Genomic DNA, 24,073 nt, shown 5'->3' with positions numbered 1-24,073 from the left:
GCGCGCGAGATCCTGGTCGAGATGGGGCGGCGCGGCATGGTCGGCGGGCAGGAGGACATGATCGAGGATACCGCACTCAATCTGGCGCGGGCGAAAGGAGCTGCAGCATGAAACTGTCGCGCGAAACCATCGATCGCCTGGCCGATCACCTCGAGACCTGCGAACTGGAAGCGAAGGATACGCCCAAGATCACCGACGACCATCCCGACATGGACTGGGACGACGCCTACGCCATCCAGGACGAGATCAAGCGCCGCAAGATCGCTCGCGGCAACCGCGTCATCGGCCTCAAGGCCGGGCTGACCTCGCATGCCAAGATGAAGCAGATGGGCGTCGAGACGCCGGTGTTCGGTTTCCTGGTGGATTACTTCAGCGTGCCCGAAGGCAGCGAGATCGACACCTCGAAGCTGATCCATCCCAAGGTCGAGCCCGAGATCGCCTTCGTCACCAAGGCGCCGCTGCGCGGGCCGGGCTGCCACATCGGCGCCGTGCTCGCCGCCACCGATTTCGTCATCCCGGCCATCGAGGTCATCGACAGCCGCTACCGCGACTTCAAGTTCGACCTGAAGAGCGTCGTCGCCGACAACTGCTCGTCGAGCCGTTTCGTCGTCGGCGGCAGCATGGCCGGCGTCGCCGATGTCGACCTGCGCACCACCGGCATCGTGCTGGAGAAGAATGGCGAGCCGGTGGCCTTCGGTGCCGGGGCGGCGGTGCTCGGCCATCCCGCCGCGGCGGTGGCGATGCTGGCGAACATGCTGGGCGAGCGCGGCGAGGAGATCCCGGCCGGGTCGCTGATCCTGTCCGGCGGCATCACCGAGGCCGTGGCCGTGCAGCCGGGCGACGACGTCACATTGCGGGTGCAGGGCCTCGGCTCGGTATCCGTGCGTTTCAAGTGATCCAAACCATTCGGGGGGGCGATTGCCCCCGTTTCATCATCGGGAGTCAGCCATGCCATTTGCGCAGATCAACATCCTCGAAGGCCGCAGCGAGGAGCAGAAGCGTGCCGTCATCGAGAAAGTCACCCAGGCACTGGTCGAGGCGCTGGATGCACCCCAGCAGAGCGTGCGGGTCATGATCAACGAAGTGCCGAAGACCAACTGGGGGATCGGCGGCGTCTCGGCCAAGGACCTGGGGCGCTGAAGTTCCGATGCTCGTCGGCCCCGGAAGAATGGAGGCTGATGAGCAGATTTCCTTCTACCCTCGATCGTACCTGGAGAGTTTTTCCACATGGATCAATCCATGCATTCCAGTTCAGCGCGTGTCACACGCATTGCCCGCCGTCGGGCGCAAGCGGGCTGCGAAGCGGAATACGAATTGCGGGTGCGCGAGATGCTGGCACGGATGCGCGGCTGCAAGGGTTTCCTCGGCGGCGACATCATTCCGCCCGAGCAGCCGGGGGGCGATTATCAGATCGTGACGCGTTTTGCTTCCGAGGCTGCGTTGGACGTCTGGGACCGCAGCGAAGCGCGGATGCAGTGCCTCGAGCGCTTGCGCGAAGTCGCCGATGGCGAGCCGGCGTTCCGGAAGTTGAGCGGCCTGGAAGCCTGGTTCGAGCCGGCAGTGGTGCCTGCCAGCATGCACCCACCCCGCGCGCGCATGGCGCTGGTGACCTGGCTGGGCATCTTTCCGACCGTGTCCCTGGTGCTCTGGCTGGTCGCCCCTCTGCTGCAGGCTTTGCCCTTCCTGCTGCGTACCGCAGTTCTGACGGCGCTGATCGTGGTGACGATGACCTGGCTGGTGATGCCCAGGCTGGTCCGCCTGCTCCGTGGGTTTCTCAACCAGGGGCACGGCAAATCCTGATCTCGGCCCTGCGTTCCGGCAGGCATGGCGGCAGCAGGCTTCGTCAGCCTTTCGCTGCCCTGGCGAAGTCCTGTCTTTCCAGCAGCCAGGATACGGTCACGCCCGCCAGCAGCCCCCAGAAGGCGGAGCCGATGTTGAACAGTCCGATGTCGGCGACGGTGACGAGGAAGCTGATCAGGGCACCGAGCGAGAACATGCCGCTGAACGAAGCGAGGAAGGCGCCTTGCAGCACCCTCAGCATCGCCAGGCCGCCGAGCACCATGATGAACGCGGCCGGCGCTGCCAGCATCAGGCCGGTAAACATCGGTGCCATCAGACCGAACGACATGGCGAGGACTCCGAACCCCAGGGCGCCGATGTAATGGCGCCCGCGTTCGCCCGATGAGGTGAGGAGTGCGTTGGTGGGGCCGGTCAGGCAGGTGCTGACGGCGCCGACGGCGGCAGCCAACAGGCTGCCGATGCCGCATACGGTGGCGATGGTGTTGACCGGAGGCTCGTGCCCGGCCGATTTCAGCACGGCGACGCCTTGGCCGTTCTGCACCACCAGCACGGTGATGGCCAGCGGGACCACGAGTTCGACCATGGCGGCGAGCGACCAGGCTGGAGCCTGCATGACCGGCTGTGCCACGCCGAGGCTGCCGAGTGCGTCGAAGCCGACTCTGCCGAAGAGAGCCATGACCGCTGCGCCGGCGAGCAGCGCGCCGATGATCGGCGGCAGGCGCCGGCCCATTGCCGGAACCGCCGACAGCAGCAGGAAGGCGATGACCATCGGACCTGCGATCGCGATGTCGCTATGGAGGGCGCGCACCAGATCGAGGCCGAAGCGCAGGAAGACGCCAGCGACCATGCCCATGACGATCGGCATCGGCAGCGCCTGTATGAAGCGCTTGACCCAGCCGCTCAGGCCCATCAGCAGCACGACCACGCCGGTGGCGTAGAACGCGCCGATCACTTCGGCGAAGCTCAGGTGCTGTAGTGCCGGCCCTACCAGCACCGTGCCGGGAATCGTCCAGGCGAAACCGAGCGGCATCCGGTACCGCCAGCTCATCGCCAGGGTGATCAGGCCGTTGACGAAAAATACGCCGAACACCCAGGATGCCAGCTCTGCCTGTGTCAGTCCGCCGTGCATGCCGACCGCGAGAATGATCGCCACTGGGCCGGTCGCGGAGAAGATGAAGCCGATCAGGCCGTTGGCCAGGTAGCCGGGGCCGAGGTCGGCGAACAGTTGCCGCCAGCCGGGCGCAGGCCCGGCCGGACGTTCGAGGTGTGCGGTCACCGTTGCTTACTGTGCCGCGATGATGTCGACCTCGACACGCAGGCCCGGGAAAGCCAGGCGTTCGATACCCAGCAAGGTGACTGCGGGCGGGCGCTCCGGGTCGAAATAGGCAGAGCGGATTTCACGGATGCGGGCGGTCTGTTCGGGCTGCAGGCCGACCACGTAGATCGTCACCGCGACCAGGTCGCGCATGCTGGCGCCTTGGGCGCGCAAGGCGATGTCGAGGTTGTCGAGCGTGCCCTCGAGCTGCGCTTCGAGATCGTCCGGATGACGAACCTTGCCGTCCGCGTCGCAGTCGACCTGGCCGGATACGAAGATCAGCCGATCGTGGCCGCGGATGGAGAAGGTCTGGCTGAAAGCCTTGCCGGAGAACAGTTCGGGGGGATTGATTGCCAGGCGTTCGATGCTCATTTGCTCGCTTCTTTCGATGATGGCTGGCGGCAGCGGATCGATTGCGAAGGCAGCACACCGTATGTGGACTTGTAGAGTTCGGAGAACCGGCCGAGATGGGTGAAGCCGTATTCGAGCGCCACCGCGGTGACGTTCGGACAGGGCTGCTGCGGATCGCTCAGCACGGCGTGCACCCGTTCCAGCTTCTTCTGGCGAACGTAGTTCTTGGGCGTGGTTCTGGCGTTCTTCTCGAACAGCATGTACAGCGAGCGCAGGCTGAGCCCGGCATGCTGCGCGAGTTGTTCGGCGCTGAGTTCGAGCTTGATGTTGCGCTCGATGTAGTTGCTCAGGCGTTCGAAGCTGGGCGCATGCCGGGTCGGGGTGATCATGCTGACGTTGTGTTTGAGCATGACCATCAGCTTGGTCGTCACCACCTGGTTGTAGTGCTGCAGCATCTGCGGCGTGGCGAGGTCCGATTCGGCCTCTTCGCACAGCAGTTTCAGCAGCATCAGCAGGCTGTCGATGTCCTCGAACTTGTGCGGCACCTGGCTGAACTTGATGCTCTCGTTGGGTTTGAACCAGCGGTGCTCGGCACAGGCATCGTCCAGCATCGGCGATGGAATCCGCAGGATGAACTTCTCGCAGTCGTCCGAATAGGTGAGATCGATGGGCTCGTCCGGATTGATGACTAGTACATGGCCTGCGGACAGGTCGAGCGAGGTATTGGCCAAGGTATAGCGGCAATGCCCGTGCAGGATGAATTGGGCATGGTAGATGTCCCCCAGGCCCTCGGAGAGGATGCGCGCCTGGGCGCCGTAGCGCAGGCGGCACAGGTCCAGCATGCCGGCGCGGCGGTGGCTGAGTGAGGCGCTGGCATGGCCGGCGTTGGACAGCCGCAGGCTGTGCGTGCCGACATTGGCACGCACGTATTCGGAGACTTCGAAAGGATTCGCCGCGGCGAAGACCTTGCTGCTGCCGTTCAGGAACTGGAGGGACATCACGCGGCCCTCCGGGGCGATGTGGGCGAATGTGCCTGCGGCACACCTTCGTTCGTCATTTCCTTCTCCTCTCCTCCAGGGGATGGTCTGGCGCCTTGTCCTGGGCTGGGTGATTCCGGCTTCTTATGGGAAAAATTATCGAGATATTCAGTAATTTCGATTGTATGGCCTTATAAAAACTATGTCTATACGGCGATATAAAATTTTTTTGTTTCTGGTGGGGCGGGCGTCCGCGATGAAAAAAAAGCCGCGCTGCCCGATCACAGCGCGGCCAATGCGTCCGAGGGGAGGGAGAGGACGCTGCAATCAGCCCATGTCGCCACCGCCCACCGGCAGCACCGTGCCGGTGATGTAGGCTGCGTCGTCGGAGGCAAGGAACAGGATGGGGGCGGCTTGCTCGTCGAGCGTGCCGTAGCGCTTCATCAGGCTGCTGTCGAGCGACTGGGTGTAGATCTGCTCGTACCAGCGCTTTTCCTGCGCGCTTTGTTCCTGCGTATTGCGCGGCACGCGGCGCGGCGGGGCCTCGGTCGCACCCGGCGCGGTGGCATTGACGCGGATGCCGCGCTCACCGTTCTCCAGCGCCAGGCAGGCCGTCAGGGCGTTCACCCCGCCTTTGGCCGCGCCATAGGGCACGCGGTTGACGCCGCGGGTGGCGATCGACGACACATTGACGATCGCGCCCTTGCCTTGCGCCTGCATGTGCGGCAGGGCCGCGCGGCAGCACCACAGCGTGGGGAACAGCGAGCGGCGCACTTCGGCTTCGATCTCGTGCTCGGCGTAATGCTCGTAGGGCTTGGTCCAGATCGTGCCGCCGACATTGTTCACGAGGATGTCGATGCGGCCGAACCGGGCGACGGCCGCGTCCATGACGCGCTGGCATTCGGCGAATTTCTCGAGGTCGGCGGTCAGGCCGAGAACGTCGGTCTTCTTCTGCGCGAGGGCATCGGCGACCTCATGGACGATCTCCGAGCGGTCGACCAGCACCAGCGTGCCTTCTTCCTCGGCGATGCGCTCGGCGACGCGCTTGCCGATGCCCTGCGCGGCGCCGGTGATGACCGCGACCTTGTTCCTGAAACGGTTAGGCATGTTTGCTCCTGGCTGGGCCGGCTCAGACGCTGGCGGCGAATTTCTCGTAGTGGAAGCTCCTGGGTTCGATCCCGCGTGCACGCAGGTCATGGGCAACGGCCTCGACCATCGGCGGCGGGCCGCACAGGTAGATGTCGACCTCGCCGCCGTTGAGGTGGACGGGTTCGATGTGAGCGGTGACGTAGCCCTTCTTCGGCCAGGTGCTGTCGTCGGCAACCACGCAGACTTCGTAGCTGAAATTGGGCAGGGCGGCTTTGAAGGCGTCCAGACGGTCGAGGGCGACGACGTCGGCATCGGTATTGACGCCGTAGATCAGGTGGACCGGGTGGGCGCTGCCGCCCTGGGCCACGAGCTTGTCCAGCATCGCGAGGAAGGGGGCGAGGCCGGTGCCGCCGGCGAGCATCAGCACCGGGCGGACGACGTCGCGCAGGTAGAAGCTGCCGATCGGGCCGGCGAGCTTGATCGTGTCGCCGGCGCGGGCGCGCTCGGTGAGGTAGCCGCTCATCAGGCCGTCGGGCACGTTGCGGATCAGGAACGCGACCTTGCCTTCGGCGGGCATCGAGCTGAACGAGTAGGCGCGGGTCTGGGTGGTGCCGGGCACTTCGAGGTTGGCGTACTGGCCGGGCAGGAAGGCGAGCTTGCCGATGCCCTGGCCCTGCAGCACCAGGCTGATGGTGCTGGGGGAGAGCTGGCGCACCTCGTCCACCGCTGCGCTCAGGGTTGCCTGCCTGATCTTGCACACGTCGGACGAGGCCGGCACGTTCACGACGCAGTCGCTCCTGGGGAGCATCTGGCAGGTGAGGACGTAGCCCAGGCCCGCCTCTTCCTCGCTCATCGCGTCGTCGATGTAGAAGCCCAGTTCGTACTGGCCGGACTCGGCCTTGCACTTGCAGGCGCCACAGGCGCCGTCGCGGCAGTCGATGGGCACGTTGACGCCCTGGCGGTAGGCGGCATCGGCTACGGTTTCCGAAGCGTTGCAGTCGATGAAGCGGGTGACGCCGTCCTCGAAATTCAGGGCGATCTTGAATGTCATGGTCGTCTCCAGGAGGGGGAGGCCGTGCGCACCGCTGCTCCGCAAGGGAGGGCGGCGCGCAGGCCGTGATGCGGCTTCTGCCGTCCTTGTCGAATCAGATGTGATACACGTCGATGACGTGGCGGATGTAGTCGGTCTTGAGCACGACTTTCTTCTCGCGGATGATCGGCTGCCCGCCCGACACGTCCAGGGTGTAGAAACTCGTCCCGCAGAAGTGATCGGTGTGGTTGTAGCGCACGCTCATCGTGTGCCAGTTGAAGCGCAGCTTGACCGTCTGCCCGTCCTGCTCGAGCACTTCGATGTTGCTCAGGTGGTGGTTCGTGCGTGTGTCGGGAATGGTCGCGCTCGAGCGTTCGGTGCGGATGCGGAACACGCGGTCTTCGAGGCCGGCGCGGCGGCCGTACCAGATCAGCGAGATTTCGCTTTGCGGGTCTTCGGTCAGTTCGCCGTCGTCGTCCCAGGCGGGCATCCAGAAAGTGCAGTTCTCGTCGTACAGCGCCAGCCAGCTGTCCCAGTCGCGATCGTCCAGATAACGGGCTTCGCGGTACAGGAAGGCGCACAGGTTTTCGTAGGAAATATGCATGTCGATGGTCTCCGGTTGACGTTTGCTCACCTGGCTGCGATCGCTTCGCGCATCTGCTCGAGCCAGTAGCTGTGCTGGGCGACGTAGAGGCCTTCGTCCTCGGTCTTCACTCCCGACAGGATGGGCTTGAGCCCGATCTTGTCGGCTTCGTCGTCCGGGCCCTCGATCCAGTGCTCGGCGCCGCGCGACATGTCGTTCCATTCCAGCGCACGGCCCATGAAGCCTTCCTGGCAGGCACGGAACTCTTCCAGATCGTCCGGCGTGGCCATGCCCGAGGCGTTGAAGAAGTCTTCGTACTGGCGGATGCGGCGGGCGCGGGCTTCAGCCGATTCGCCCTTGGGCGCGATGCAGTAGATGGTGACTTCGGTGCGGTTGACGTCGAGCGGACGGAACACGCGGATCTGCGAGCTGAACTGGTCCATCAGGTAAACGTTCGGATACAGGCACAGGTTGCGCGAATTGCAGATCATCCAGTCGGCCTTCGCTTCGCCGAATTCCTCGACCAGGCGCTCGCGCTGCTCCATCAGCGGGCGGTCTTCGGGGTTGTCCCAGCGGGTCCACAACAGCAGGTGGCCGTTCTCGAACGAGTAGGAGCCGCCGCCCTTCTTGGCCCAGCCGCCCGCGCTCATCGCATTGATGTCGTCGCCCGAGTCGCGGCTCTTGCGCTGCGCCTGGGTTGCCGCGTAGTTCCAGTGCGTGGCGGTGACGTGGTAGCCGTCGGCGCCGTTCTCGGCCTGCAGCTTCCAGTTGCCCTCATAGACATAGCTCGAGGCGCCGCGCAGCACTTCCAGGCCTTCGGGGGACTGGTCGACGATCATGTCGATGATGATTTTCGATTCGCCGAGGAAATCTTCCAGCGACTGCACGTCCGGGTTCAGGCTGCCGAACAGGAAGCCGCGGTAGGACTCGAAGCGCGCGATTTTCTTCAGATCGTGCGAGCCCTTGCAGTTGAAGCTGTCCGGGTAGCCGGTCTCGGTGGGGTCCTTGATCTTGAGCAGCTTGCCCGAGTTGTTGAAGGTCCAGCCGTGGAAGGGGCAGGTGAAGCTGCCCTTGTTGCCGTGCTTGAAGCGCGCCAGCGTGGCGCCGCGGTGGGCGCAGGAGTTGATGAAACAGTTGAGCTGATTGTCCTTGTTGCGGGTGATGAACACCGGCTGGCGGCCGATCTTGGTGGTGTAGTAGTCGTTGATCTTCGGCAACTGGCTCTCGTGGGCGAGATAGATCCAGTTGTTCTCGAAGATGTGCTTCATTTCGAGCTCGAACAGCTCCCTGTCGGTGAACATCTCCCGCTTGCAGCGGAAAAGCCCTTTTCCCTTGTCCTTCTGAATCAGTGAGTCCAGATATTCCGTAGTGATCATCGCCAGAGTCTCCAGTGTCGTTTGCAGCATGGAGTTCGCATCCTAGGGATGACGAAAGGCGTGAAATATCCACTTCTTGCAGCATCGCTATCCAGTCTGTGCAGCGCGGGCCCGGGTGCACAAAGCGGATAGCACTCGTGCAGGAACTGGATATTTCTGCCCCTCCGCTGCCCCTAATCTGCGTTCCATACCGTTCCGGCAGGCCGCTTGGCGCCGGAACGCAACGGAGACAGGCCGGCGCCTCCGCGGGGGGCCGGGCAGAGAAGAGGAAACGGCGGACATGTCATCGGGCAAGAAGACGCTCAACGCATTCACCCAGGAAGAAGGCGATATCCATCTCGGCGGCATCGACGCCATCGTCCGCCTGACGCTCGACCAGGTGCGCACCGACGCGCGCCGCGGGCTGAAGACCGGCATGTTCGTGTCCGGCTACCGCGGTTCGCCGGTGGGCATGCTCGATGCGGCGCTGATCCGCCAGCAGAAGCTGTTGCTCGAGCATCACATCCACTTCGTCGATGGCATCAACGAGGACTTGGCCGCCACCGCGGTGTGGGGCACGCAGATGCTGCATACCGTCGGCAGGCAGAAGTTCGACGGCGTCACCGGCATGTGGTACGGCAAGGCGCCGGGCGTGGACCGCTCGGGTGATGCGCTCAAGCACGCCAACTACACCGGCATCGGCAGGAATGGCGGCGTGCTGGCGATTGCCGGCGACGATCCGAGTTGCAAGAGCTCGTCGCTGTGCTCGCAGTCCGAGCCGATGCTCTATCACGTCGGCATTCCATCGCTGTACCCGGGCAACGTGCAGGAGATTCTCGATTACGGCCTGCATGGCTACCGGATGTCGCGCCTGGCCGGCCTGTGGGTGGGGATGAAGATCGTCACCAATGTCGCCGACAGCACCGGCACCGCCTGTATCTCGCCCGAGCGGCTGAAGTTCGTCACGCCCGATCTCGAATTCGACGGCAAGCCGTTCATGCCCAGCATGAACCTGGGTATGAACGTGCGCGCCGAGGCGCTGGAAATGGAACAGTCGCTGTACACCCGCCGCCTCGAGGTCGCCAGGCGCTATGCCCGCGCCAACCGGCTGAACGACATCGTCTTCCCCAACCCCGATGCTTGGATCGGCATCATCACCGCGGGCAAGACCTACGGCGACCTCAACCAGGCTTTCCTGGAGATGGGGCTGGACGATGCGGCGCTGCGCCGCCACGGCATCCGCGTGCTGAAGATGGGCATGCTGTTCCCGATGGAGCCGAGCATCGTGCGCGAGTTCGCGCAGGGGCTGGAAGAGATCTTCGTCATCGAGGAAAAGCGTCCCTTCCTCGAGATGTTCGCCAAGCAGGTGCTGTACGGCATGGCCAACGCGCCGCGCATCGTCGGCAAGTTCGACGAGGAAGACAAGGAGCTGCTGCCGCACTACGGCGAGTTCGAGTCCGACACCCTGGTGCGTGCGCTGTTGAAGCGCCTGTCGCGCAAGACGCGCATCGAGTCGGCGGAGAACTGGCTCGCGCGTCTGGACGAAATCCACTCGCGCAGCAAGCTGCCGACCGCGGTGCGCACCGCCTGGTACTGCTCGGGCTGTCCGCACAACAGTTCGACGAAGGCGGTCGACGACAGCATCGTGTCGGCCGGCATCGGCTGCCACACGATGGCGATGTGGATGGGGCGCAACGTGGTCATGGGCACCCACATGGGCGCAGAGGGCACGCAGTGGATCGGCATGGCACCCTTCACCGAGGCGCAGCACATCTTCCAGAACATGGGCGACGGCACCTATGCGCACTCGGGCAGCCTGGCGATCCGCTATGCGGCCTCGACCGGGGTCAACATCACCTTCAAGCTGCTGCGCAACGCCCACACTTCGATGACCGGCGGCCAGGCCATCCAGGGCGAGGCGCCGGTGACCGGCATGGTGTCCGAGCTGCTGGCCAACGGGGTCAGGAAGATCATCGTCACCACCGACGATCCGTCGCGCTTCAATGCGGTGAGCCTGCCCGGCGGCACCGAGGTCTGGCACCGCGACCGCCTCGACGAGGCCCAGCGCGTGCTGGCAGCGACGCCGGGCACCACCGTGCTGCTGCACGACCAGGAGTGCGCGGCGGAGCTGCGCCGGGCGCGCAGCCGGGGCAGGGCCGAGGAGCCGGCCGAAGTCGTCGTCATCAACGAGCGTGTGTGCGAAGGCTGCGGCGATTGCGGCGAGGTCTCGAACTGCATGAGCGTCGAGCCGGTGCACACCGAGTTCGGCCGCAAGACCCGCATCCATCAGTCCTCGTGCAACAAGGACTACAGCTGTGTGAAAGGCTTCTGTCCGTCTTTCCTGACGATCACGCCGAATCCCGCACCGGCTGCCGAGGATGCGCCGAAGCGCCGGAAAGGGCGCATCCCGGTGTTCGAGCGAGAACTGCCGGTGCCGCCGAAAAAAGTGGATGACACGATCGGCGTCGGCATCCACGTCATGGGCATCGGCGGCACGGGTTCGGTCACGGTGGTGGCGACGCTGGCCAAGGCCGCGCGTCTCGAGGGCAAGCACGTGATCGGCCTCGATCAGACCGGCCTGGCGCAGAAGGGCGGCGCGGTGATCTCCGACATCAAGATCACCCATGCGCCGTTCAAGGGCTCGAACAAGATCTCGGACGGCCGCGCCGACCTCTACCTGGGTTTCGACATCCTCAATGCCACCGACCCCAAGAACCTGGACAAGTGCAGCCCGGACCGCACGATCGCGGTGGTATCGACCACGGAGACGCCGACCGGACAGATGGTGGCCAACCGCAAGACGCTGTTTCCGGCCGTCGGCGGCCTGAGTGCGGGCATCGACCGCGTCACGCGCACGGCGGACAACGTCTTCCTCGACGGCCAGGCGCTGGCCGAGGGCCTGTTCGGCGATGCCATGGCGACCAACAACTTCATGGTCGGCGTCGCTTTCCAGGCGGGCACCATCCCGCTGCAGGCGGAATCGATCGAAGAAGCCATCCGCCAGTCGGGCGTGGCGGTCGACATGAGCCTGGCCGCGTTCCGCTGGGGCCGCCTGGCGGTGGTCGATCGCGCCTTCGTCGAAGCCGAAGCGGCGCGGCTGGCCAGCGGCGGCACGGTGATCACCCTGCACCGGCGGCCGCAGCTGTCGCCTGCGGCGCGAGCCATCGTCGATTCGATCGTCGCCGAAGGCGAGGTGAAGCGTCTGGCCGAAGTCCGCGTGCCCGAGCTGATCGCGTTCCAGGACGAGGCCTACGCCAGGCGCTACGCCGAAGTCATCCAGCGTGTCGTCGCCGCCGAGCAGCGCGCCGCCTCCGGCAGCGCGCTGTCCGAGGCCGCCGCCCGCCAGCTGTACAAGCTGATGGCCTACAAGGACGAATACGAAGTCGCCCGCCTGCATACCGCCCCGGCTTTCCTGGCCGAGCTGGATGCGCAGTTCCCGCACGGCTACTCGGTGAAATACAACCTGGCGCCGCCGCTGCTGGCCAAGACCGACCCCGCCACCGGCCATCTGCAGAAGAAGCAGTACGGGGCGTGGATGTTCAAGGCTTTCAAGCGTCTGGCAGGCCTGAAGCGCTTGCGCGGCTCCGCGCTGGATGTGTTCGGCAAGGCTGCCGAGCGCCGCATGGAACGCCAACTGATCGAGGACTACATCGTCTTGCTGGAGCAGATCCTCGCCCGGCTTACCCCAGCCAACCACGCCGCTGCGGTGGCCCTGGCCAGTGTGCCGGAGGAGATCCGTGGCTATGGCCACGTCAAGGAAAAGAGCGTTGTCCTCGCCCGCGAGCTGCAGGCCGAGCGGATGAAGGCTTTCCTCGAACCGCAGCAGGAACGGCAGGTGGCCTGAGATGGAACGGCTCCCGCGCTCGATAGCTGCGACGCCCGCCGAGGGGGAACAGGCCGCCCTTGGCGCGGCCCGGCGGGAGGCCGAGGCGACAGCCGCCGCAAGGACCTACTTCGCGGTGACGGTCGCCGACACCGGCGAAGCGTTCCGCTGCGGCGAGCATGAAACCCTGCTGGCCGGCATGGAGCGGCTCGGCAAGTGCGGCATCCCGGTGGGCTGCCGCGGCGGCGGCTGCGGGGTGTGCAAGGTGCGGATCGAATCCGGCGCCTTCTGCGCGCGGGCGATGAGCAGGGAGCATGTCAGCGCCGAGGAGGAGGGCGCCGGCATCGTGCTGGCCTGCCGGGTGAAACCGCTGTCGGACATCCGCCTGGCGGTACTGGGAAAGATGAAGAAGAAGGTCTGCGCCTGAGCGCCGGGCGCAGGGGAAACAGGTTTCAGCAACAGGGGCGGACATCGTCCCGCCACCGACGCAAGCAGGGGACAGCGTGCCGCCCACAAGGCGCGAGTCCCGCCAACGACCCGAAGAGGAGATCAAAGATGGCAACCACCGGAGTGATGCGCCCTGGCCACATCCAGCTGCGCGTGCTGGATATCGACGAAAGCGTCGAGTTCTACAAGAACATGCTCGGTCTGGTCGAGACCGGCCGCGATGCCCAGGGCCGGGTCTATTTCAAGGCCTGGGACGAGCGTGACCACAACAGCGTGATCCTGCGCCAGGCCGACCGTGCCGGCATGGACCTGATGGGCTTCAAGGTCAAGGACAGGGCCACGCTCGAGCAGTTCGACAAGGACCTGCAGGCCTACGGCGTCGCCACCGAGCGCATCCCCGCGGGCGAATTGCTGGAAACCGGCGAGCGTGTGCGTTTCACCACCCCCACCGGCCACGTCATGGAGCTGTACGCCGACAAGACCGACGTCGGCAACGGCCAGCCCTACACCAACCCCGATCCCTGGATCCCTGCAGCCGAGCACGGCATCGCCCCGCACCGCTTCGATCACTGCCTGCTGTACGGCCCGAACATCGAAGAGAACCTGAAGCTCTTCACCGAAGTGCTGGGTTTCCACTTGGTCGAGCGCATCCTGATGGAAGACGGCGAGGCGCTGCTGGCGACCTTCATTTCCTGCTCGCACAAGGCCCACGATCTGGCCTTCGTCTGCCACCCCGAACCGGGCAGGCTGCATCACCTGTCCTTCCTGCTGGGAAGCTGGGAGCAGGTGCTGCGCGCGGCCGACATCATGTCGATGAACAAGGTGTCGATCGACATCGGCCCGACCCGCCACGGCGTCACCCGCGGCACCACGATCTATGCCTTCGATCCGTCGGGCAACCGCTTCGAGACCTTCTGCGGCGGCTACGAGACCTACCCCGACCATCAACCGCTGACCTGGACCTTCGACGAGGTCGGCACCGGCATCTTCTACCACGACCGCAAGCTCAACGACCGCTTCCTGGGCGTGGTGACCTGATCCGAGCCGCTGCCCGGCGGCAGCGCCGGGCCTGACACGACCCGATCCCCTGCATCCGCCACGTGCCTAAAGGCGGCGGATGCGTAACCGAGAGCCGCCGCGCTGGGCGGCGGAGAACACGCATGCTTGCAGACAAGATCCTCAACTTCATCGACGGCGAGTACGTAGCCACCGACAAATGGTTCGACAACCGGACGCCGATCTCCAACACCGTCATCGGCAAGGTCGCCGAAGCCGGCAAGGCCGAGGTCGATGCCGCGGTGGCCGCCGCGCGCGCCGCGCTGAAAGGCCCCTGGGGAACGATGTCGCTGGCGCGCCGCGTCGAGCTGCTCGAAGCCCTGGTCGCCGAGATCGATGCCCGTTTCGACGAATTCCTCGCGGCCGAGTGCGCCGACACCGGCAAGCCGCGGAGCCTCGCCGCGCATATCGACATTCCGCGCGGCGCGGCGAACTTCAAGGTCTTCGCCGACATGATCAGGAACGCCTCCACCGAATTCTTCGAGATGGCCACGCCCGACGGCGGCTCGTGCATCAACTACGGCTATCGCCGTCCGGTCGGCGTGGTCGGCGTGATCTGCCCGTGGAACCTGCCGCTGCTGCTGATGACCTGGAAAGTCGGCCCGGCGCTGGCCTGCGGCAACACCGTGGTGGTCAAACCCTCGGAAGAGACGCCGCGCACTGCGGCGCTGCTGGGCGAAGTGATGAACAAGGTCGGCATCCCCAAGGGGGTGTACAACGTCGTTCATGGCTTCGGCCCGAACTCGGCGGGCGAATTCGTCACTTCGCACCCGGATGTCGATGCCATCACCTTTACCGGCGAGACCCGCACCGGCGAAATCATCAACCGCGCCGCCGCCATCGGCTCGCGCCCGGTTTCGCTGGAAATGGGCGGCAAGAATGCGGCGATCGTGTTTGCCGACTGCGATTTCGATGCGGCGATCGAAGGCACGCTGCGCTCGGCCTTCGCCAACTGCGGCCAGGTCTGCCTGGGCACCGAGCGGGTGTATGTCGAGCGTCCTGTCTTCGACAGCTTCGTCGCCGCGCTGAAGGCGGGCGCCGAGGCGATGAAGATCGGCGTGCCGGACGATGCGGCGACCGACATGGGGCCGCTGATCAGCAAGGAGCACCAGGAGAAGGTGCTGTCCTACTGCCGCCTGGCAGTGGAAGAGGGCGCCACGGTGGTGACCGGCGGCGGCGTGCCCGAGATGGCCGGCGAACTGCAGGACGGCTGCTGGGTGCAGCCGACGATCTGGACCGGCCTGCCCGAGACCGCGCGCGTGATCAAGGAAGAGATCTTCGGGCCCTGCTGCCACATCGCGCCGTTCGACACCGAAGCGGAAGTGCTGGAGAAGGCCAACGACAACAAGTACGGCCTGGCCACCGCGATCTGGACCCGTGACGTGGCGCGTGCCAACCGCGTGGCGCAGAAGATGGAAGTCGGCATCTCGTGGGTGAACAGCTGGTTCCTGCGCGACCTGCGCACTCCGTTCGGTGGCTCCAAACAGTCGGGCATCGGCCGTGAGGGCGGCCTGCACTCGCTCGAGTTCTACACCGATCTCAAGAACGTCTGCATCAAGCTGTGAGGAAGGGCACCATGGACCAGAACACCATCGAGTCGCTGGGCGATGCGCTGTACGAGGCGCTCGTCGCGCGCACGCCGATCGCGCCGCTGAGCGCGGCGCATCCGGACATGACGATCGAGGACGCCTACCACGTCCAGCAGCGCATGATCGCGCGCCGGCTGGAAAAGGGCGCGCGTGTCGTCGGCAAGAAGATCGGCGTCACCAGCAAGGCGGTGATGAACATGCTGGGCGTGCATCAGCCGGACTTCGGCTACCTGCTCGACAGCATGGTTTACAACGAAGGCGAATCCATCTCCATGGATTCGCTGATCCAGCCCAAGGCTGAAGGCGAGATCGCCTTCCTGCTCAAGCACGATCTGCAGGGGCCTGGCGTCACCGCCGCCGACGTGCTGGCCGCCACCGAAGGCGTGATGGCCTGTTTCGAGATCGTCGATTCCCGCATCCAGGACTGGAAGATCCGCATCCAGGACACCGTGGCCGACAACGCCTCGTGCGGCGTGTTCGTGCTCGGCGACCAACTGGTCGATGTCGCCGGCATCGATCTCGCGCTGGCCGGCATGGTGCTGGAGAAGAACGGCGAGATCGTCGTCACCGGCGCCGGCGCCGCGACCATGGCGCATCCGGTCAATGCCATGGTGTGGCTGGCCAACATGCTCGGCGGGCTGGGCATCGCGCTCGAGGCCGGGGACATCGTGCTGTCGGGCGCGATGGGCGCGATGGTTCCGGTCGCCAGGGGCGACAACCTGCGCATGAGCATCGGCGGCATCGGCGGCTGCTCGGTGCGTTTCGTCTGATCCGTACAAACCAAACAGGAGTCCATCCATGACGCTCAGTCAACAAACCATCGAGCAGCTTGCCGAACATCTCGAGAACGCCGAGCTGCAGGCCCACGAGGTGGTGAAGATCACCGAGGCCCATCCCGACATGGACTGGGGCGACGCCTACGCGATCCAGGCCGAGATCCTGCGCCGCAAGCTGGCGCGCGGCAACCGCGTGGTCGGCCTCAAGGCCGGGCTGACCTCGCGCGGCAAGATGAAGCAGATGGGCGTCGAGACGCCGGTCTTCGGCTGGCTGGTCGATTATTTCAGCGAGCCCGACGGCGGCGAGATCGAGGCCGCCAGGCTGATCCACCCAAAGGTCGAGCCGGAAATCGTGTTCGTCACCAAGCGCGCGCTGAAGGGGCCGGGCTGCCACATCGGCGCCGTGCTGGCGGCGACCGATTTCGTCATGCCGGGCATCGAGATCATCGACTCGCGCTACAAGGACTTCAAATTCGACCTCAAGAGCGTGATCGCCGACAACTGCTCGTCGAGCCGTTTCGTGCTCGGCGGCCAGGCGGCCGCCGTGGCCGGGCTGGATCTGCGCACCCTGGGCGTGGTGCTCGAGAAGAACGGCGAACCCGTCGCGATCGGCGCCGGCGCCGCGGTGCTGGGGCACCCGGCGGCGGCGATCGCGGCCCTGGCCAACCACCTGGGTGCGCGCGGCGAGGAAATTCCCGCCGGCACGATGATCCTGTCCGGCGGCGTGACCGAGGCCGTGTCGGTCGCCGCAGGGGACAACGTCAGCCTGCGCATCCAGTCGCTCGGCAGCGTCAGCACCCGCTTCGTGTGAGCCGCTGGCGGCAGGTGCACTGCCGTGGCACCGCGCCCCCCGCCGCCAGGACCACCAGCGCAACACGCTACGACACCACGAATTCAAGCACATTCAAAGAAGGAGACATCATGGGAAAGACAGTCAAGATCGCCGGCAGCACCGCGCTGAGCCTCGCAATCGCCGCCGCCAGCATCGGCGGCGCGCATGCCGCCGACAAGATCAAGGTCGGCCTGATGCTGCCCTACACCGGCACCTATGCCGCGCTGGGCAACGCCATCACCAACGGTTTCAAGCAGTACGTGGAAGAAAACGGCGGCAAGCTCGGCGGCCGCGAAGTGGAATACGCCGTGGTGGATGACGAGTCCAACCCGGCGAAAGCGACCGAAAACGCGAGGAAGCTGGTCTCGCGCGAGAAAGTGGACGTGCTGGTCGGCACCGTGCATTCGGGTGTCGCGCTGGCGATGGCCAAGGTGGCGCGCGACACCAGGACGCTGATGATCGTGCCGAATGCGGGCGCCAACGATCTGACCGGCCCGCTGTGTTCGCCCTACGTGTTCCGTTCGTCGTTCTCGGCCTGGCAGCCGTCCTATGCGATGGGCGAGGCGCTGGCGAGGAAGGGGCTCAAGAACATCGTGACGGTGACCTGGAAGTATTCCTTCGGCGAGGAGTCGGTCGCCGGCTTCAAGGAGGCCTTCGAGAAGGGCGGCGGCAAGATCGCCAAGGAGATGACGCTGCCCTTCCCGAACGTCGAGTTCCAGCCTTTCCTGACCGAGATCGCCTCGCTCAAGCCCGATGCGGTGTTCGTGTTCTTCGCCGGCGCCGGCGCGGCCAAGTTCGTCAGCGACTATTCTGCGGCGGGCCTCAAGAGCAGCATCCCGCTGTACGGCCCGGGCTTCCTGACCGACGGCAATCTCGATGCGATGGGCGCCGCCGGCGAAGGCCTGCTGACCACGCTGCACTATGCCGACGGCCTGACGAACGCCAGGGATGCGGCGTTCCGCACGAAGTACGCCGCGCGCTACAGGATGCAGCCCGACGTCTATGCGGTGCAGGGCTACGACGCGGCGCAGATGTACGACGCCGGCCTGCGCGCCGCCGGCGGCGATCCGGGTAGGAAGGAAGAACTCATCAAGGGCATGGAGTCCGCCACGATCGACAGCCCGCGCGGCGCCTTCACGCTGTCCCGGGCGCACAACCCGGTGCAGGACATTTACATGCGCGAAGTCAAGGGCGGCGAGAACGTCGTGGTCGAGATCGTCTCGAAGGGCCTCGAAGACCCGGCCCGCGGCTGCAAGCTCTGAGCGTCCGGCTTTCCATCCTTCATTCCTAAGCCTTTGTCGTCCCGGCGGGCGTGTGCCTGCCGGGCGGGGGACAGTCATGGATTTCGCAAGCTTCCTGATCCAGACGCTGAACTCGCTGCAGTACGGTTTGCTCCTCTTCCTGGTGGCAAGCGGTCTGACGCTGGTGTTCGGCATCATGGGGATCATCAACCTGGCGCACGGCAGTTTCTACATGGTCGGCGCCTATCTGGCCTTCGTGCTGAGCAGCGCCACCGGCAGCCTGGTGATGGCGATCGTGCTCGGCATTCCACTGGCCCTGGTCTTCGGTGCCATTCTGGAGTGGGCGCTGTTCTCGCATCTGTACAAGCGCGACCACCTCGAGCAGGTACTGCTGACCTACGGCCTCATCCTGATCTTCGAGCAACTGCGCAGCCTGCTGGTGGGTGACGACGTGCACGGCGTTGCCATCCCGGCCTTTCTCGATGCCTCGATCCAGCTCACCGAGGTGATGAGCTACCCGGTGTATCGGCTGGCGATCTCGGCGGTGTGTGTCGCGCTGGCCGTGGCTCTCTATTACGTCATCCAGCGCACGCGCCTGGGCATGATGATCCGCGCCGGCAACGACGACCGCAGCATGGTCGAGTCGCTCGGCATCAACATCGACATGATCTACCGCGTGGTGTTCGCGCTCGGCGTGGCGCTGGCCGCACTGGCCGGCATGCTGGCGGCGCCGATCTCGTCGGTGTTTCCGAACATGGGCAGCCACGTGCTGATCATCTCCTTCGTGATCGTCGTCATCGGCGGCATCGGCTCGGTGTGGGGCGCGCTGGTCGCGGCCCTGATCGTCGGTTTCGCCGACACCTTCGGCAAGGTGCTGATCCCCGAGCTGTCGGGCATCGTGGTGTACGTGGTGATGGCTGTGGTCCTGCTGTGGCGCCCCGAAGGCATCCTGAAGAAAGGCTGAAACCATGAACGCACATGCTTCCCTGCTTCCCAAACTGATCGCCGTCGCGATCATCGCCTGCGTGCCGCTGTCGGGCGAATCCTTCTACATCGAGATCGTCGGCAAGGTCCTGGTGATGGCGATCTTCGCCATGAGCCTGGACCTGCTGGTGGGTTTCACCGGCCTGGTCAGCTTCGGCCACGCGGCCTACTTCGGCATCGCGGCCTACGCGGTCGCGCTGCTGAGCCCGCAGTACGATGCCGCCAGCCTGTGGGTCGTGCTGCCGGCATCGATCGCGCTGTCGGCGCTGGCGGCCTTCGTCGTCGGCCTCTTCGTGCTGCGCACCAAGGGCATCTACTTCATCATGGTGACGCTGGCCTTTGCCCAGATGGCCTACTTCATCTTCCACGACACGCCGCTGGGCGGCGGCTCGGACGGCATGTACCTCGACAACAAACCGTCGGCCGCGATCTTCGGCTGGGAGCCCTTCGAGCTGACGAACGAGGTGCACCTGTTCTATTTCATCCTGGCGATGATGGTGCTGGTGTACCTCTTCCTGGCGCGGCTGCTGCAGTCGCCTTTCGGCCGCGTGCTGGTGGGCATCAAGAGCAACGAGCACCGCATGCAGTCGCTCGGCTACTTCACTTTCCGCTACAAGCTCGGCGCCTTCACGCTGGCGGGTGCGCTCGGCGGGCTGGCGGGCTTCCTGTACGCGGTGCTGTTCGGTTTCGTCACCCCGGAGCTGCTGTCCTGGCACGAGTCGGGCAACGTGCTGCTGATGGTCATCCTGGGTGGCATGGGCAATCTGGCCGGTGCGGTGGCCGGCGCCTTCGCCTTCGAGGCGATGCGCGAGATATTCGCCGACATCACCAAGTACTGGCAGCTTCTGATGGGCGGCGTGATCGTTGCCGTGGTGCTGTTCCTGCCGGGCGGCCTGGCGGGGGTTCCGGGCCGCATCAAGCGTGCCCTGCAAGGGGGAGAGGCCAAATGAGTGAAAGGACGAAGCAGGAAGTGCTGCTGCAGGCCGACAGGCTGACTCGCCGTTTCGGCGGCCTGGTGGCCAACCAGGACATCAGCGTGACGCTGGAGCGCGGCATGATCCATGTGCTGCTGGGGCCGAACGGCGCCGGCAAGTCGACCTGCATCAACATGTTGTCGGGCGATCTGCCGCCCAGCGAGGGCAGGATCCACTTCATGGGCCAGGACATCACCCGGCTCAGCGCCGCGCAGCGCTCGCAGGTCGGCATCGGCCGCAGCTACCAGCGCACCAACATCTTCCCGCAGTTCTCGGTACTGGAGAACGTGCGCCTGGCCGCGCAGTCGCGCCGCCAACAGCCGTGGCGCATCTTCAGCAAGGCGATGGAGGCGGAATGGGCGCTGGACAAGGCGCGCACCTGCATCGAGGAAGCCGGCCTGGGCAAGCGCGTGGATTGGGTGTCGGGCGTGCTCAGCCACGGCGAACAGCGTCAGCTCGAGATCGCCATGGTGCTCGCCACCGATGCGCAGGTGCTGCTGCTCGACGAGCCGCTGGCCGGCATGGGCTCGGAAGAATCGGCAAGCATGGTCGAGGTGCTCAAGCGCCTGCGCCGGACGCGCGGCATCCTGCTCGTCGAGCACGACATGGATGCGGTGTTCGCGGTCGCGGACATGATCACGGTGATGGTCAACGGCCAGTTGCTGGAGTGCGGCCCCCCCGCGCAGATCAAGGCCAGCGTGGCCGTCCAGCAGGCCTATCTGGGTACGGAGGACAGTTTCCATGTCTAACATGCTGCTCGAAGCCAAGGAAATCCACACCTATTACGGCGCCAGCCACATCCTGCACGGCATCGACTTCAACATCCGCGAGGGCGAGGGCATCGCGTTGATGGGCCGCAACGGCATGGGCAAGTCGACGCTGATCAAGAGCATGCTCGGCGTCGTCCGTCCTCGCCATGGGAGGGTGCTGGTGCGCGGTGACGACTACACCAGGGCCCGCACCTATCGGACGGCACAGCAGGGCATCGCTTATGTGCCCGAGGGCCGTGGCATCTTCAAGAGTCTGACGGTGCGCGAGAACCTGTTGATGTCGGCCCGCGCGGGCGTCGATGGCCGCCGTGAATGGACCTTCGACCGCGTGATGGAGACCTTTCCGCGCCTGGGCGAACGCATCGACAACGGCGGCTGGCAGTTGTCGGGCGGCGAGCAGCAGATGCTCACCATCGGCCGCGCGCTGATGACCAATCCCGACCTGCTGATCCTCGACGAGGCCACCGAAGGCCTGGCGCCGCTGATCGCGATGGAGATCTGGCGCATCGTCAAGGAAATCCGCAAGACCGGCATCGCCACCGTGATCGTGGACAAGAACCACGGCGCCGTCACCAGCATCTGCGACCGCGCGATGATCCTGGTGAAAGGACAGGTGGTGTTCGACGGCAGCAGCGACGAGATCCGCGCGCAGCCGGAACTGATCCAGACGCATCTCGGTGTCTGAGCCCCGCGTTGCATTCGCAAGGAACCCGACCATGAGCTACGAATCACTCGACATCATCCACGATGAGCACCGCGCGCTGGCGGCGATGCTGAGCGGCCTGGGCACGCTCGTCGCCGGCATCGAGGCCGGGCGGCTGCAGCCCGATTTCAACCTGATGGCGTCCATGATCGACTACATCGACAAAGTGCCCGAGAAGGTCCATCACCCGAAGGAGGATGCCTTTCTGTTTGCCAAGCTGCGCCTGCGCAGCAAAGAGGCGCTGCCGATCATCGAGCACCTGGAAGAAGAGCATCGCCAGGGCGATGAGCGAATCGCCGCCCTGCGCACTGCACTCGAAACCTATCGCCAAAACGGCGTTGCCGGCCTGGCCGGCTTCCAGGCGGCACTCAAGACGTATACGGCGCACGAGTGGCAACACATGAACATGGAAGAGCGCATGATCTTTCCGCTCGCCAAAGCCCATTTGAGCGCCGAGGACTGGGCCGAGATCGATGCCGCCTTTCTGGCCAACGACAACCCGTGGCAGGGAGCGGCGGGCGAGTATGCGGCGCTGTTCTCCCGAATCGTGAACATCGCCCCCGCGCCGGTCGGACTGGGAGGCTGAGAACCGGGTCATGCGTGTTCGGAATTTTTTGGAGATGGACCATGCTTGAAGAGCAGGTGGGCTTTGGCTGGGAGGATCGGTATCTGCTCGGCCATGCGGTGATGGATGCCACGCATCGTGAATTCGTCGAGTTGGTCGATGCATTGCTTCAGGCACCCGATGCGACGCTGGGGCAGGCTCTGGCGGCATTTGCCGATCATGCCACGGCCCACTTCGGAGAGGAGGATGGCTGGATGAAGGACAGCGGTTTTCCTGCCGCTGACTGTCATATCGACGAGCATGCCAAAGTGCTGGAGTCGGTGCGTGAAGTTCAGCAGGCGCTCGCCGGCGGGAACACTGGAATCGTTCGCGAGCTGGCTCATGCCCTCATGGATTGGTTTCCCGGTCATGCCGATTACATGGATTCGGCCCTGGCAAGCTGGATGGTGAAGCGCTCGCATGGCGGTTCGCCCTTGGTGTTCCGTCGAGGCTCTCGTCAGCCGGGTGCTTGAGGCAGGGCGGTCGGTCACGCGCAGCTCGGCAGGATGCGTCTGAAGCTGTATTCATCAATTGCCGCGGGCGTGCCACACTCGCATCGGCGAGACCTGTCCGATCCATTTGCTCCGGAACCCGACCCATGAATCCCCTCCTGCAGCGCCTCGGCATCGACCTGCCCATCATCCAGGGCCCGATGGCGGGCTCCGACACGCCTCGGCTGGCCACCGCAGTCTCGCAGGCGGGCGGGCTCGGCATGCTGGGCTGCGGCATGCGTTCACCCGAGGCGATCGCCGAAGCTGCCGCCGCGGTGCGCGCGGCCACCGGCAAGCCCTTCGGCATGAACCTGTTCGTGCAGGCCATGCCTTCACCCGATCCTGCCGTCGTGCAGGCGGCGATGGCGCGGCTCGCGCCGCTGTATGCCGAGTTCGGCCTGGCGCCCGAGGTACCGGCGCGCTGGTGCGAGGATTTCGGCGCGCAGTTCGAGGCGCTGATCGCCGCTCGGCCGGCGGTGGCGAGCTTCACTTTCGGCATCCTCGATGCGGCGCAGGTGCGGCGCCTGAAGGATGAGGCCGGCAGCTTCGTGATCGGCACCGCGACCACGCCGGCCGAGGCGCTGGCATGGCAGGCGGTGGGTGCGGACGCGGTCTGCGCTTCCGGCATGGAGGCGGGCGGGCACAGGGGCACTTTCCTGCCGCGAAGCGGAATGGCGGAAGGCCGTGGGCAGCCATCGGCGGAGGATTTCGCCGCCGGCATGATCGGCACCATGGCACTGGTGCCGCAGTGCGTGGATGCGCTGTCCATTCCGGTGATCGCCGCCGGCGGCATCATGGACGGGCGCGGCATCGCCGCGGCGCAGGCATTGGGCGCGCAGGCGGCGCAGCTGGGCACGGCCTTCCTCGCCTGCGCCGAGTCGGGCATCGTCCCGGCGCAGCGTGCCGCGATGGCCGCTGCCGGCGCCATGGATACGCGCGTGACGCGGATCTATTCCGGCCGCCCGGCGCGCGGCATCGTCAACGCGATGATGGAGCGGCTCGCCGGCGACGAAGCCAGCGTGCCGCCATATCCCGTCCAGAACGTCCTCACCGGTCCCTTGCGCCGGGCGGCTGCGGCGCAGGGGCGGGCGGACCATCTTTCGCTGTGGGCCGGCCAGGGCGTGGCCGCGGCGCGGGCGCTGCCGGCGGCGGAATTGATGGCGCAACTCGCACGCGAATGGCGCACGGCCTGCGGCGCCTTGTCCATGAGCTGAATAGGAGGTTTTCGTAGGGAGCGGCTTCAGCCGGGGGTGCCGCGCTCCCGCAAAAAAAAAGCACTCTGC

General features: G+C 65.5%; 25 protein-coding genes. 18 read left to right on the top strand and 7 right to left on the bottom strand.

Annotated features, from left to right (window positions below; translation table 11 throughout):
* From NX068_RS20120 to NX068_RS20105, 4 genes are all read left to right on the top strand, one after another.
* Positions 1-111 (top strand): 4-hydroxy-2-oxovalerate aldolase family protein (locus NX068_RS20120; protein ID WP_500862652.1); only part of this gene is annotated, 111 nt, incomplete at its 5' end.
* A complete protein-coding gene (gene dmpH, locus NX068_RS20115) occupies positions 108-896 on the top strand; it encodes a 2-oxo-3-hexenedioate decarboxylase (RefSeq protein ID WP_263463000.1) in 789 nt (262 codons plus the stop codon). The genes NX068_RS20120 and dmpH (NX068_RS20115), both read left to right, overlap by 4 nt.
* A 22-nt stretch (positions 897-918) precedes the next feature.
* Entirely contained in the window at positions 919-1,140 is a 222-nt protein-coding gene (locus NX068_RS20110) for a 4-oxalocrotonate tautomerase (protein ID WP_263462999.1), read from the top strand.
* 99 nt (positions 1,141-1,239) lie between these two features.
* Entirely contained in the window at positions 1,240-1,800 is a 561-nt protein-coding gene (locus NX068_RS20105; RefSeq protein ID WP_263462998.1) for an antibiotic biosynthesis monooxygenase, read from the top strand.
* Positions 1,801-1,843: 43 nt separating this feature from the next.
* Here NX068_RS20105 and NX068_RS20100 read toward each other — a convergent pair whose 3' ends face one another.
* The 7 genes from NX068_RS20100 to benA form a co-directional block, all read right to left on the bottom strand.
* Positions 1,844-3,076, bottom strand: a complete 1,233-nt coding sequence (locus NX068_RS20100; RefSeq protein ID WP_263462997.1) for a benzoate/H(+) symporter BenE family transporter — start codon at positions 3,074-3,076, stop codon at positions 1,844-1,846.
* Between the two features lie 6 nt (positions 3,077-3,082).
* Positions 3,083-3,487 (bottom strand): RidA family protein, encoded by a 405-nt coding sequence (locus NX068_RS20095; protein ID WP_263462996.1) that lies wholly within the window; start codon positions 3,485-3,487, stop codon positions 3,083-3,085.
* Positions 3,484-4,464 carry an AraC family transcriptional regulator gene (locus NX068_RS20090; RefSeq protein WP_263462995.1) on the bottom strand — a complete coding sequence of 327 codons (981 nt, stop codon included), beginning with the start codon at positions 4,462-4,464 and terminating at the stop codon, positions 3,484-3,486. Before NX068_RS20090 ends, NX068_RS20095 begins: the two co-directional genes overlap by 4 nt.
* A 306-nt stretch (positions 4,465-4,770) precedes the next feature.
* A complete protein-coding gene (locus NX068_RS20085; RefSeq protein WP_263462994.1) occupies positions 4,771-5,550 on the bottom strand; it encodes a 1,6-dihydroxycyclohexa-2,4-diene-1-carboxylate dehydrogenase in 780 nt (259 codons plus the stop codon).
* 22 nt (positions 5,551-5,572) lie between these two features.
* Positions 5,573-6,583, bottom strand: coding sequence for a benzoate 1,2-dioxygenase electron transfer component BenC (gene benC, locus NX068_RS20080; protein ID WP_263462993.1), 1,011 nt, complete (start codon positions 6,581-6,583; stop codon positions 5,573-5,575).
* 94 nt (positions 6,584-6,677) lie between these two features.
* Positions 6,678-7,166, bottom strand: coding sequence for a benzoate 1,2-dioxygenase small subunit (gene benB, locus NX068_RS20075; RefSeq protein WP_263462992.1), 489 nt, complete (start codon positions 7,164-7,166; stop codon positions 6,678-6,680).
* A 26-nt stretch (positions 7,167-7,192) separates the two neighbouring features.
* Positions 7,193-8,551, bottom strand: a complete 1,359-nt coding sequence (benA, locus tag NX068_RS20070) for a benzoate 1,2-dioxygenase large subunit (RefSeq protein WP_442806769.1) — start codon at positions 8,549-8,551, stop codon at positions 7,193-7,195.
* A gap of 250 nt (positions 8,552-8,801) precedes the next feature.
* Here benA and NX068_RS20065 point away from each other — a divergent pair, with 250 nt between their 5' ends.
* From NX068_RS20065 to NX068_RS20000, 14 genes are all read left to right on the top strand, one after another.
* Positions 8,802-12,344 (top strand): indolepyruvate ferredoxin oxidoreductase family protein, encoded by a 3,543-nt coding sequence (locus tag NX068_RS20065; protein ID WP_263462991.1) that lies wholly within the window; start codon positions 8,802-8,804, stop codon positions 12,342-12,344.
* Positions 12,345-12,459: 115 nt separating this feature from the next.
* Positions 12,460-12,750 (top strand): 2Fe-2S iron-sulfur cluster-binding protein, encoded by a 291-nt coding sequence (locus tag NX068_RS20060; RefSeq protein ID WP_263463003.1) that lies wholly within the window; start codon positions 12,460-12,462, stop codon positions 12,748-12,750.
* Between the two features lie 128 nt (positions 12,751-12,878).
* On the top strand, positions 12,879-13,808 hold the full coding sequence (locus tag NX068_RS20055; protein WP_263462990.1) for a catechol 2,3-dioxygenase: 930 nt from the start codon (positions 12,879-12,881) through the stop codon (positions 13,806-13,808).
* A gap of 122 nt (positions 13,809-13,930) precedes the next feature.
* The gene (locus NX068_RS20050) at positions 13,931-15,391 is read left to right on the top strand and encodes a 2-hydroxymuconic semialdehyde dehydrogenase (protein WP_263462989.1); all 1,461 of its coding nucleotides are present in this window, start codon (positions 13,931-13,933) and stop codon (positions 15,389-15,391) included.
* A gap of 11 nt (positions 15,392-15,402) precedes the next feature.
* Complete coding sequence (dmpE, locus tag NX068_RS20045; protein WP_263462988.1) at positions 15,403-16,185, top strand: 2-oxopent-4-enoate hydratase; 783 nt, start codon at positions 15,403-15,405, stop codon at positions 16,183-16,185.
* Positions 16,186-16,213: 28 nt separating this feature from the next.
* On the top strand, positions 16,214-17,002 hold the full coding sequence (gene dmpH / locus NX068_RS20040; protein WP_263462987.1) for a 2-oxo-3-hexenedioate decarboxylase: 789 nt from the start codon (positions 16,214-16,216) through the stop codon (positions 17,000-17,002).
* 110 nt (positions 17,003-17,112) lie between these two features.
* Entirely contained in the window at positions 17,113-18,285 is a 1,173-nt protein-coding gene (locus NX068_RS20035) for an ABC transporter substrate-binding protein (RefSeq protein ID WP_263462986.1), read from the top strand.
* 76 nt (positions 18,286-18,361) lie between these two features.
* On the top strand, positions 18,362-19,228 hold the full coding sequence (locus tag NX068_RS20030) for a branched-chain amino acid ABC transporter permease (protein WP_263462985.1): 867 nt from the start codon (positions 18,362-18,364) through the stop codon (positions 19,226-19,228).
* 4 nt (positions 19,229-19,232) lie between these two features.
* The gene (locus NX068_RS20025) at positions 19,233-20,198 is read left to right on the top strand and encodes a branched-chain amino acid ABC transporter permease (RefSeq protein ID WP_263462984.1); all 966 of its coding nucleotides are present in this window, start codon (positions 19,233-19,235) and stop codon (positions 20,196-20,198) included.
* Complete coding sequence (locus tag NX068_RS20020; RefSeq protein ID WP_263462983.1) at positions 20,195-20,971, top strand: ABC transporter ATP-binding protein; 777 nt, start codon at positions 20,195-20,197, stop codon at positions 20,969-20,971. The genes NX068_RS20025 and NX068_RS20020 overlap by 4 nt, the downstream gene beginning before the upstream one ends.
* Positions 20,964-21,677 (top strand): ABC transporter ATP-binding protein, encoded by a 714-nt coding sequence (locus NX068_RS20015; protein ID WP_263462982.1) that lies wholly within the window; start codon positions 20,964-20,966, stop codon positions 21,675-21,677. The genes NX068_RS20020 and NX068_RS20015 overlap by 8 nt, the downstream gene beginning before the upstream one ends.
* A gap of 31 nt (positions 21,678-21,708) precedes the next feature.
* Positions 21,709-22,281, top strand: coding sequence for a hemerythrin domain-containing protein (locus NX068_RS20010; protein WP_263462981.1), 573 nt, complete (start codon positions 21,709-21,711; stop codon positions 22,279-22,281).
* A 41-nt stretch (positions 22,282-22,322) separates the two neighbouring features.
* Positions 22,323-22,772 (top strand): bacteriohemerythrin, encoded by a 450-nt coding sequence (locus NX068_RS20005; RefSeq protein ID WP_263462980.1) that lies wholly within the window; start codon positions 22,323-22,325, stop codon positions 22,770-22,772.
* Positions 22,773-22,897: 125 nt separating this feature from the next.
* Positions 22,898-24,004 (top strand): NAD(P)H-dependent flavin oxidoreductase, encoded by a 1,107-nt coding sequence (locus NX068_RS20000; RefSeq protein WP_263462979.1) that lies wholly within the window; start codon positions 22,898-22,900, stop codon positions 24,002-24,004.
* The last annotated feature ends 69 nt before the right edge of the window (positions 24,005-24,073 follow it).

The sequence above is a fragment of the Thauera carbonicopians genome (assembly GCF_025699485.1).
Classification (GTDB): Bacteria; Pseudomonadota; Gammaproteobacteria; order Burkholderiales; family Rhodocyclaceae; genus Thauera.
This window is presented reverse-complemented; position numbering and strand designations above follow the sequence as displayed.

What these genes read in the sequence shown, in the direction of transcription:
- dmpH (WP_263463000.1), top strand. Translation starts at nt 108, where the DNA reads ATGAAACTGTCGCGCGAAACCATCGATCGCCTGGCCGATCACCTCGAG.
- NX068_RS20105 (WP_263462998.1), top strand. Translation starts at nt 1,240, where the DNA reads ATGCATTCCAGTTCAGCGCGTGTCACACGCATTGCCCGCCGTCGGGCG.
- NX068_RS20095 (WP_263462996.1), bottom strand. Translation starts at nt 3,487, where the DNA reads ATGAGCATCGAACGCCTGGCAATCAATCCCCCCGAACTGTTCTCCGGC.
- NX068_RS20090 (WP_263462995.1), bottom strand. Translation starts at nt 4,464, where the DNA reads ATGTCCCTCCAGTTCCTGAACGGCAGCAGCAAGGTCTTCGCCGCGGCG.
- NX068_RS20085 (WP_263462994.1), bottom strand. Translation starts at nt 5,550, where the DNA reads ATGCCTAACCGTTTCAGGAACAAGGTCGCGGTCATCACCGGCGCCGCG.
- benC (WP_263462993.1), bottom strand. Translation starts at nt 6,583, where the DNA reads ATGACATTCAAGATCGCCCTGAATTTCGAGGACGGCGTCACCCGCTTC.
- benB (WP_263462992.1), bottom strand. Translation starts at nt 7,166, where the DNA reads ATGCATATTTCCTACGAAAACCTGTGCGCCTTCCTGTACCGCGAAGCC.
- benA (WP_442806769.1), bottom strand. Translation starts at nt 8,551, where the DNA reads ATGCTGCAAACGACACTGGAGACTCTGGCGATGATCACTACGGAATAT.
- NX068_RS20065 (WP_263462991.1), top strand. Translation starts at nt 8,802, where the DNA reads ATGTCATCGGGCAAGAAGACGCTCAACGCATTCACCCAGGAAGAAGGC.
- NX068_RS20055 (WP_263462990.1), top strand. Translation starts at nt 12,879, where the DNA reads ATGGCAACCACCGGAGTGATGCGCCCTGGCCACATCCAGCTGCGCGTG.
- NX068_RS20050 (WP_263462989.1), top strand. Translation starts at nt 13,931, where the DNA reads ATGCTTGCAGACAAGATCCTCAACTTCATCGACGGCGAGTACGTAGCC.
- dmpE (WP_263462988.1), top strand. Translation starts at nt 15,403, where the DNA reads ATGGACCAGAACACCATCGAGTCGCTGGGCGATGCGCTGTACGAGGCG.
- dmpH (WP_263462987.1), top strand. Translation starts at nt 16,214, where the DNA reads ATGACGCTCAGTCAACAAACCATCGAGCAGCTTGCCGAACATCTCGAG.
- NX068_RS20035 (WP_263462986.1), top strand. Translation starts at nt 17,113, where the DNA reads ATGGGAAAGACAGTCAAGATCGCCGGCAGCACCGCGCTGAGCCTCGCA.
- NX068_RS20030 (WP_263462985.1), top strand. Translation starts at nt 18,362, where the DNA reads ATGGATTTCGCAAGCTTCCTGATCCAGACGCTGAACTCGCTGCAGTAC.
- NX068_RS20025 (WP_263462984.1), top strand. Translation starts at nt 19,233, where the DNA reads ATGAACGCACATGCTTCCCTGCTTCCCAAACTGATCGCCGTCGCGATC.
- NX068_RS20020 (WP_263462983.1), top strand. Translation starts at nt 20,195, where the DNA reads ATGAGTGAAAGGACGAAGCAGGAAGTGCTGCTGCAGGCCGACAGGCTG.
- NX068_RS20015 (WP_263462982.1), top strand. Translation starts at nt 20,964, where the DNA reads ATGTCTAACATGCTGCTCGAAGCCAAGGAAATCCACACCTATTACGGC.
- NX068_RS20010 (WP_263462981.1), top strand. Translation starts at nt 21,709, where the DNA reads ATGAGCTACGAATCACTCGACATCATCCACGATGAGCACCGCGCGCTG.
- NX068_RS20005 (WP_263462980.1), top strand. Translation starts at nt 22,323, where the DNA reads ATGCTTGAAGAGCAGGTGGGCTTTGGCTGGGAGGATCGGTATCTGCTC.
- NX068_RS20000 (WP_263462979.1), top strand. Translation starts at nt 22,898, where the DNA reads ATGAATCCCCTCCTGCAGCGCCTCGGCATCGACCTGCCCATCATCCAG.